At 53.0% G+C, this 6,343-nt stretch carries 4 protein-coding genes; 1 reads left to right on the plus strand and 3 read right to left on the minus strand.

Annotation, left to right across the window (positions count from 1 at the left end; translation table 11 throughout):
• Positions 1-62: 62 nt before the first annotated feature.
• On the minus strand, positions 63-530 hold the full coding sequence (locus tag AC2LB6_RS15455; RefSeq protein ID WP_490094171.1) for a VENN motif pre-toxin domain-containing protein: 468 nt from the start codon (positions 528-530) through the stop codon (positions 63-65).
• Between the two features lie 299 nt (positions 531-829).
• Between AC2LB6_RS15455 and AC2LB6_RS15460 the strand changes: the two genes are divergently transcribed.
• Positions 830-1,048: a SymE family type I addiction module toxin gene (locus AC2LB6_RS15460; protein ID WP_033769358.1), complete on the plus strand. Its 219-nt coding sequence runs from the start codon at positions 830-832 to the stop codon at positions 1,046-1,048.
• Between the two features lie 60 nt (positions 1,049-1,108).
• Here the strand turns inward: AC2LB6_RS15460 and AC2LB6_RS15465 are convergent, their stop codons facing one another.
• Together AC2LB6_RS15465 and AC2LB6_RS15470 are read right to left on the minus strand one after the other, a co-directional pair.
• The gene (locus tag AC2LB6_RS15465; RefSeq protein ID WP_490094172.1) at positions 1,109-1,360 is read right to left on the minus strand and encodes a MafI family immunity protein; all 252 of its coding nucleotides are present in this window, start codon (positions 1,358-1,360) and stop codon (positions 1,109-1,111) included.
• Between the two features lie 10 nt (positions 1,361-1,370).
• On the minus strand, positions 1,371-6,343 hold a 4,973-nt coding region (locus tag AC2LB6_RS15470; protein WP_490094173.1), incomplete at its 5' end, for a hemagglutinin repeat-containing protein.

The following is a 6,343-nucleotide window of genomic DNA, read 5'->3' on the forward strand; positions in this document are numbered from 1 at the left end:
GTGTACTGACGCTCGGTGTAAGGTACATTACCATATTTCTCTCTAAGGCCACTTTCGTAGCTTTACGCTTTATCAATTGCTCTTGTGCCACTAACAGCTATAGGACTAGTTGTAATATAGGGCTCTACGACTTTTGCATCCTTAACTGACTCACTGGATGTTCCGGCCTTTCCTGTTGTTGCGGGCAAATCTTTGATAGCAAAAGGCAATATAACCTTACCCCAAACCGACCTGATACTGCCCTCATCATCTACAATTCCAGCTTGTGCGGGTTTGATAGAAATTATTTTAACCGGGCGATTACCATGTTCCCGCTGCAACTCCTCTTCATCATTTCCCAGTGTATTATTCTCAACAGTATTCTTCCCGGCAACCGCCCCCTGAATGCCACCTTCAACAGAACCAGAAGCCACTCCCGCCGACAATTGCGCAGCCAGCTGGCCGAGTGCGCTGACAACCTGCTTTTGTTCCTGCGTCAGTTCGCTGGCCTGCTTGCCGGGATACATTGAACTGAGGATAGCTCTGGCCATCAGCTCGTCCGTCACGGCTGAGATAGAATAGCTGCCGATCAGGCCTGATTTTTTTCCTCGCGCTGAAGCACTTCAGGAAGAAGGGATAAGTGAAATACAGCTCGGAAAAAAATAATCCGTTTTACAGAGGCGCCTCGCAGTTTATTACCTGGCTTTCAGCGAGTTTACCAGGCAAAAGGTGTATATTTAAACAGGTTAAATCGGAATAGGAAGCACTTAACGAGACATTTTTAGCGCGGCTGAAGCGGGGGGCAACCCGCAGCAGCCGCTGGCCACAACTAACTATGCAGGAGTTAATTATGGCTGACATGCATCATAAGTCAGGAACCCGCACGGCCACAACCGCCGCGCATTATTACAGAGTCGGATACCGGCCTAATAGGGGCCAGCCGAACCCGCTGCCACAGCTGACCATTAAAGGCCGCTGGCTGGAGCCGTTGGGCTTTACCACCGGGCAGAAGATCGAGGTGATCACCGGGCCGGGGCAGTTGATCATCCGGCTGGCAGCTGAAGGGTAACTGACTGATAAAAAAGTAATCCCGGCGCGATGGCCGGGATTGCTTGTGGGTTTTAGAATATTATTTCTCTGGGTTGATATATGTATATCTATTGTCAATTTCCAGACCAAAATCATTCGCTATTTTAAGTATTTGAGAATATTCATCTTTAGTAATCACAATATCATGATCAGCAATGTGATCACATATAGTTTCGAACGCTAATATATTCTCTGAGAACCCAATATACTCAAGCACAAAATCAATCAGAGAAGGATCCAGCCGATCCTTTAATCCTTCGCCCAATGATTTAATTTTGTTATTAATATCCATTGTATACACTCTAATTCTTAATCGGTTTTAATGTTGGAGGCGTCGGATTGCTATCCGGGAACGCCGTTACTATTTTCCCGCTAGCTGGCTCGTATACCACACGAACTCTAACACCATCTTGCTCCGACCATGCAACCCATCTTGCTGGTTTCCCGGCCTTTGTATAAGCTTCTCCCGTTCCAGTCTGGGCAAACCACTGGGTATCAGGAGAAGTAGCGATATCACCTACCACATGAACAACCTTGTCTGCTGACCAGCTTTGAGGGAAGACGGTTTTTCCTGGATTGCCGGGATATAGATGCCCCCCCTGCGTGGGACTATCCCCATATAAAATATGCTGTTTCGCTTCCGGTGAAAGAATATCAACATATTTTTGGTTGTCAGCAGACAAACCAAGATCCGCACTCTTAGCAATGGTTAAATATGCCTTAGCTGCAACATATTGTACCAGTTTCGCTTCACTTGCCGGTATACCACTGGCCAGTATTTCCGCTGCTCTTTGCGGAGTCATTTCTCCGTCAGCCGTCAGAGCACTGACCGGCACTCCAAAGAATTCAGCCCACGCGATCAACAGTCCTTTAGCAGCATCCTGTCCTTCCGGCATATCTCCCTGAGCAGCTTTAGCCAGAGCCGCAGATATTTCGTCCGCAGATGCGCCGCTTTGTATCATTGACGTACCTAGCGAAGTCTGAGCTTGGGCATAGTCAGCCATTCCCTGTCCAAAATCCCCCGGACTCAGCGCATTATTCTCAACCGCATTCTTACCGGCAACCGCGCCCTGAATCCCACCTTCAACAGAACCAGAAGTCACTCCCGCGGACAGTTGCGCAGCCAGCTGGCCGAGCGCGCTGACAATCTGCTTCTCATCCTGCGTCAGGTCGCTGGCCTGCTTGCCGGGATACATTGAGTTGAGGATAGCTCTGGCCATCAGCTCGCCACCCGCAGCACCCGCTGCACCCGCTGTTGCGTTGTTCCCCGCAAGCTGCGCCAGTACGGCACCCGCGACCGCATGCGCCATGGTGTTAGCCAGGACGTTAGTCTGCTCCTGTCCGTCGACAACTTTGCTGGTAGCTTGCTTAATTTTATTGGCGATGTAAGGCGCCATTCCACCTGCTGCAGCTGCACCGAGGTTACTTGCGCCAAGGCCACCCAGCACACCAGTTACCGCTGCTGCTGCCATGGAATAGCTGCCACCAGTGCCCCACTTTTCTGCCACGGCCTTATAGCCCGCATCATTTACAATGAGATTGTTTAATTCTGCTTTGGAATAACTGGCATATTGCGGGTTTGCTTTCAGCAACCTTTCTCTGGTTTCATCTTCAGCAGCCTGCATTTTGTAGCTGCTGACATCGCCTGCTACACGCTGCCCCAGTTCCTGCATTCCCTGTGCAAACTCAAGCTTGCGTGCGACCTTATCCTTGTCGAATATCTTGTCGATATGGCCGTTGGCGTTGTCGGTATCTCTGCTCAGATCTGCGACGTTCTGTGTCTGAGCCTGACCGTTACGTACCGTGATGGTACCGTCCGCCACGGCTGAACGGGTGGTGCCAGAGGCACTGCCATGGGTATTAGCAGAGGTTGGTATCGCACCGCCTGACATTTTATTATCTTCGTTACCCCCACCCATGCTGATGGATGAGCTACTGGCTTTGTAAGAAGCGTGGTTGTCGATGTCAGACCAGCCCAGCGTACCGGTGGAGAGCGCATTGTCCGCGGACTGCGCCGTTGAGGCGATCACCGCGCCATTCAGCTGGGTGTGGTTGCCAACATAGATGTCATAGCCACCATTCCCTGCAAACAGGCCGCTCTGATCGCCGACGCTGGCATACTCACTGTTCACTTTACTCTGGCTCAGACTGAGGCCAGCGGAGCCGGTCATGCTGCCGAACGTGAAGCTGAAGCCGCCGCTGGCGCTCTGCTGCTTGCTTTGATAATCATCGGTATCCTGCAGGCTGGTCATCGTCAGATCGTGGCCTACATCGGCAACAATCCGGTTACCCAGAGCCTGCGCGCCAGACAGCACGGTGTCGTTGCCGCTGCTCAGGGTGAGGTCATTGCTGGCGTTCACCCGGCTGTTGACGTAATCGGTGGTTTTGCCATTCTCCTTGCCGCTGGCCATAAAGCCACTGGCCTGTATGCCAATACCTGTTTCATTACCTATCGCGACATGAACGCCGCCACTCCAGCCGGAAGCTTTATTGCTGATCTTCTGTTCGGTGTTGTTGGTTGCCGCCGTGAGGTTGAGATCGTGCGCCGCAGCAAGCGTGACATTTTTGCCGGTAATGCCGCTGCCAGCGAGCGTAATATCACCGCTGCTGCCGTTGGCACCGGTCGCCACCACGGCAATGTTGCCGCCGCCGTTGAGTGAACTACCTTTAACGGCATTGGCGTTATATTCCGATGAGGATTTACTTTTACTCGCGCCGACACTGAGCTCAATTTTAATCCCCGCTTGGTTCATGTTGCCGTTGGCCAGCGCCTGGCCAGACTGCATGGTTTTTGCGCCCGACATCGCCCAGCCACTTTCCAGAGCTTTTACCGCACCCAGTGCTTTGAGGCGATCGTCGCCCGCCTCGCTGGCGGATTTTGCCTGTTCCCCAAGGCTTAATAGGGCATCGGTAATCGGGCTGGTAAGCTGCAGAGTTAAGCCGCTTTTCTTCTGCTCATATACCTGACGACGGCTGATAAGATCGTTGCCAGGATCGATATCCACGGAGCCACCAACCACGCTGATGTCTTTTTTAGCGATGACATCAGAGCCGCCGATATGGGCATTATTACCGGCAATCAGCGTGACGCTACCGCCGGTGCTGCCTACGGCGCTGGCGCTCTGGCTTTGGGTGGTGCCGTCGCGATTAAGTTGCTGGCGAGTGGAAGCGCTACCGAAGGTCACGCCAATACTTCCGCCACTCATCATGCCGCTCTTTTTGGTTTCTTTCAGGCTGTAGCTATGCTGCTCTTCAGTGGCCGCAGTGATAGCAAGATCACGTCCTGCCTTCAGCGCAACGTTGTTATCGCCTACCACGCTGGAACCCGTTACAGCCACATCACGTCCGGCAACGATCGCGACATTGTTACCACTTAACGCCGAAGACTGTTCAGTTGTTGCTGAGTTCTCATGAACTGTGTGCGTGGTTTTTTTAGAGAACAACTTTTTCTTAACTTTTGTATCTTCGTCGTAGTGATAATCGCTTTCGGTCGCCGTTGTGATAGCCACGTCTCGTCCTGCCTGAATAGCAAGATCGCCTCGTGCATCTACTCTCGCCGCTTCCGCGACCATGTCCCGTCCCGCTTTAACCGTCGTACTCCCGCCGCTGGCAATTTCAGTGCCCTGCTGGCGTACCGACTCATTGATCTCAACCTTCTTACCGGATTTGTAGCTATTGCCAGAACCGGTTTCAGCCGCCAGCAGATTGACGTCGCGTCCCGCCTGTAAGGTCACGTCTTTGTCTGCGGCGATGCCTGCCGCCTGGCTATTGAGATCGCGTCCGGCCTGAAGTGCTAAATCGCCGCCACTGGTCAGCGTCGTGCGATCCAGACCGGTTGAATGGGTTTCACGTTTGCCCTTCACATCATTTTGGCTGGTCGTCGCGCTGTTGAGATTAAGATCGTTACCGGCTGCCAGCGCCGCGTTTTTACCGGCGCTGATGTTGCTGGCGGTCACAGTCAGATCGTGACCCGCCTGCATCGCCATGTTGCCACCTGCGGCGATCTGGCTGCCGACCGTGTTGACCGTGTTTGTGCTGGTTGGGTCAATTTTTTGCCAGCGGTTTCCGAAGCCGGACTGCGAGGTGCCAGTGACGTTCTGATTTCCGGTGATGGCAATATCATTCCAGGCGTTCAACAGCAGATCGCCACCCGCTTTGAGGTTAGCGCCGGTAACGGCAATATCGTTGCCCGCCTTAAGGCTCAGAGAATCCAGTGATGTGATGCTCGCCGTTGGCCCGCTCAGGGTTTCGGTATAGGACTTTTTCGCACCCTTACCGTTGTCTGCATCCAGATGCCACAACTGTGACGTTGTCAGGTTGTTGATGTCACCGTTAACACTCTCCAGTGCCACCTTTTTACCGCTGATGGTCGCGCTGACGTTGTTGATATCGTTCAACGCGCTAAGTTGCAGATCGCCACCCGCATGGAGCAGACCGGCGTTGAGGTTACTGATCGTGTTCTGACTGTCGATGGTCAGATTGTTTTTAGCCATCACGCTACTGCTGGTGTTGGTGATGTTTCCGCCTTTCAGCGTGACGTTGTTACCGGCAATCACGCTGCCATCGCGCACTTCCACATCTTTTGTCGACAGATAGAGCTTCGGCACCATCACCGTTTCACCGTTGATCGTGGTGGCTTCCCACCAGACCATACTCTTGTCTAAAGAGGCGAGTTGCTCAGCTGAGAGTGAGACACCAAACTCCAGTCCCAGTGACTTTTGCGCCGCCGCCGCGTTGTCCATCAGATAGCGCATCTGGGCGAGGTCGGACCCCAGGCCATTGATGTAGCGGTTGCCGGTCTGATTCAGTACCGCATTGCTGACGTAGCGGGTATCAAACGCCGCATCACCGAGAAAACGATAATCATAATCTGGCTTCAGGTTCAGGCGGCTCAGCATGTATGAGGAGCCGAGGAAGGCATTCTCGTCTGTGTACTGAGGACGTGTTTCCTGTAATGGCGTGGTGGCAGGCTGTTTGCCCAGTTTTGCATTCAGTTCGCTGAACAGACTCTGATCCAGCTGCCCCAGGCCATTGAGTTTAGGGTTAACCGTAATCAGATAGCGGCTATTGGTGTTCGACGCGACAAAGTAGCCGTTTTCGCCAGAAGGTAACGGATAGGCGCTGATATCAACCTCAGCGGCCTTATAGTTACGCAGTGACGCAGGACCCAGAGCAGCATTTGTCAGGTTAACGGCTTTACCCAGAGCTGCATTGTTTTTACCCGCCGCAGTATATTGCGTCAGCGGTGCGCTGCCCTGTGACGCGGACTCAAGTG

It is taken from the genome of Pantoea sp. RCC30.1, assembly GCF_058148845.1.

What these genes read in the sequence shown, in the direction of transcription:
- AC2LB6_RS15455 (WP_490094171.1), bottom strand. Translation starts at nt 530, where the DNA reads ATGGCCAGAGCTATCCTCAGTTCAATGTATCCCGGCAAGCAGGCCAGC.
- AC2LB6_RS15460 (WP_033769358.1), top strand. Translation starts at nt 830, where the DNA reads ATGGCTGACATGCATCATAAGTCAGGAACCCGCACGGCCACAACCGCC.
- AC2LB6_RS15465 (WP_490094172.1), bottom strand. Translation starts at nt 1,360, where the DNA reads ATGGATATTAATAACAAAATTAAATCATTGGGCGAAGGATTAAAGGAT.